1 protein-coding gene is annotated in these 2,963 nt (G+C 57.4%); it reads left to right on the forward strand.

What is annotated here, in order from left to right; translation table 11 throughout:
• Positions 1–21 precede the first annotated feature (21 nt).
• Positions 22–2,613, forward strand: a complete 2,592-nt coding sequence (acnB, locus tag B9Z47_RS15410) for a bifunctional aconitate hydratase 2/2-methylisocitrate dehydratase (protein ID WP_108332115.1) — start codon at positions 22–24, stop codon at positions 2,611–2,613.
• Positions 2,614–2,963 lie beyond the last annotated feature (350 nt).

Genomic DNA, 2,963 nt, shown 5'->3' on the forward strand with positions numbered 1-2,963 from the left:
TTGACTGACCGGAGAAAAACCATGTTGAAAACCTACCGCGAACACGCAGCCGAACGCACGGCATTGGGCATCCCGCCCTTGCCACTTGATGCCAAGCAAGTGGCAGATTTGATCGAGTTGATCAAGAACCCACCCGCTGGCGAAGAAGCTTTCCTGATGGACTTGCTGACCCACCGCGTGCCACCAGGCGTGGACGATGCGGCCAAGGTCAAGGCCTCCTTTTTGGCCGCTGTTGCGCACGGCGAAATCAGCGTGGGTTTGGTCTCCAAGGCCAAGGCCACCGAACTGCTCGGCACCATGGTGGGCGGCTACAACGTGCACCCCCTGATCGAGCTGCTTGACAACGCTGAAGTCGCTGATGTGGCCGCACAAGGCCTGAAGAAGACGCTGCTGATGTTCGACTTCTTCAACGATGTCGCTGAAAAAGCCAAGGCCGGCAACGCCAAGGCCAAAGAAGTCATCCAAAGCTGGGCCGACGCCGAGTGGTTCACCACCCGGCCTGAAGTCGAGAAAAAAATCACCATCACCGTGTTCAAGGTCCCAGGCGAGACCAACACCGACGACCTGTCGCCAGCGCCAGATGCATGGAGCCGCCCGGACATTCCATTGCACTACCTGGCCATGTTGAAAAACACCCGCGAAGGTGCACCCTTCAAGCCTGAAGAAGACGGCAAGCGCGGCCCCATGGCCATGATTGAAGAGCTGAAGAAAAAAGGCCATTTGGTGTCTTATGTGGGCGACGTGGTGGGCACAGGTTCCAGCCGTAAATCGGCCACCAACAGCATCATCTGGGGCTTTGGTGAAGACATTCCGTTTGTGCCCAACAAGCGTTTTGGTGGCGTGACCTTGGGCGGCAAGATCGCCCCCATCTTTTTCAACACCCAGGAAGACTCCGGTGCATTGCCGATCGAAGTGGATGTGACCGCACTCAACATGGGTGACGTGGTGGACGTGTTGCCCTACGACGGCAAGATCGTGCGCAACGGCGAAACTGTCACCACCTTCCAACTCAAGAGCGATGTGCTGTTTGACGAAGTGCGCGCTGGTGGCCGCATCAACCTGATCATTGGCCGCAGCTTGACCGCCAAAGCCCGCGAATTTTTGGGTCTGCCCGCATCCACCGTGTTCCGCTTGCCGACTGCGCCTGTCGCCACGAAGGCCGGTTTCACGCTGGCGCAAAAGATGGTCGGTCGTGCGGTCGGTTTGCCAGAAGGCCAAGGCGTTCGCCCCGGCACCTACTGCGAACCCAAGATGACCACCGTGGGTTCGCAAGACACCACCGGCCCGATGACCCGCGACGAGCTGAAAGACCTGGCCTGCCTGGGCTTCTCGGCCGACATGGTCATGCAATCGTTCTGCCACACCGCCGCTTACCCCAAGGCGGTGGACGTCAAAACACACCGCGAACTGCCCGCCTTCATCAGTAACCGTGGTGGCGTTTCGCTGCGTCCCGGTGATGGCGTGATCCACAGCTGGCTCAACCGCCTGCTGTTGCCCGACACCGTCGGCACCGGTGGCGACTCGCACACCCGCTTCCCCATCGGCATCAGCTTCCCCGCTGGCTCCGGTTTGGTGGCTTTCGGCGCCGCCACAGGCGTCATGCCTTTGGACATGCCCGAGTCCATCCTGGTGCGCTTCAAAGGCGAGATGCAGCCTGGCGTGACCTTGCGCGATCTGGTGCACGCGATTCCGCTTTACGCCATCAAGCAAGGCCTGCTGACCGTGGCCAAGGCCGGCAAGATCAACGAGTTCTCGGGCCGCATCCTGGAAATCGAAGGCCTGCCCAACCTCAAGGTCGAGCAAGCGTTTGAGCTGTCCGACGCGTCTGCCGAGCGCTCTGCCGCCGGTTGCACCATCAAGCTCAACAAGGAGCCCGTGCAGGAATACCTCAAGTCGAACGTGGTTCTGATGAAGAACATGATCGCTGACGGCTATGCCGACGCCCGCACCCTGGCCCGCCGCATCGAGAAAGTCGAAGCTTGGCTGGCCGCGCCCAACCTGCTCGAAGCCGACAAAGACGCCGAATACGCGCACGTCATCGAGATTGATCTGGCCGACATCAAGGAACCCATCGTTTGCTGCCCCAACGATCCGGACGACGCCAAGTTCCTGTCGCAAGTGGCAGGCACCAAGATCGACGAAGCCTTCATCGGTTCGTGCATGACCAACATCGGTCACTTCCGCGCAGCCGCCAAGCTGCTCGGCGGCCAGCGCGACATCCCGGTCAAGCTGTGGGTCGCCCCACCGACCAAGATGGACGAAAGCGAGCTGATCAAAGAAGGTCACTACGCTGCATTCGGCACCGCCGGTGCCCGGACTGAGATGCCCGGCTGCTCGCTGTGCATGGGCAACCAAGCCCAAGTGCGCGAAGGCGCTACCGTGGTGTCCACCTCGACCCGCAACTTCCCCAACCGTCTGGGCAAAAACACCAACGTGTATTTGGCTTCTGCCGAGTTGGCCGCCATCACCTCCAAGATGGGCCAGTTCCCCACCGTGGCCGAGTACCACGAAGCCATGGGTGTGGTGAACAAAGACGGCGAAGCCATCTACAAGTACCTGAACTTCAACCAGATCGAAGAGTACGTGGAAACGGCCAAGGGCGTGACCGCCTGATCAACCCCGCGTGGATCACAAGCCCCGTCAGCGAAAGCTGACTGGGCTTTTTTTTACCCTTAACCCCTCGTTTTTTGCAAATTTATGGGTTTTCAAGGGCGTCTTGCCCCTTGATGGTGCATGGCTGTCTTGGTATTCATGAATTTAGTATTTAAATAGCAATTACTGTATTTTTAGAACACAAAAATGGCTGCTCAAGCGAAATTTTTAAGTTAAAATTTAATAAAACAATTTTGTTATTTTGTGATATTTGTTGATTTCAAATACCACTTAATGAATCTTATTTCAATTGAATTTCAGTATTTTCAGATGCTGATTCATGAGCCAACTTAACCCGATTGAGCACCCTG

It is taken from the genome of Limnohabitans sp. 2KL-1 (assembly GCF_003063435.1).
GTDB lineage: Bacteria > Pseudomonadota > Gammaproteobacteria > Burkholderiales > Burkholderiaceae_C > Limnohabitans_A.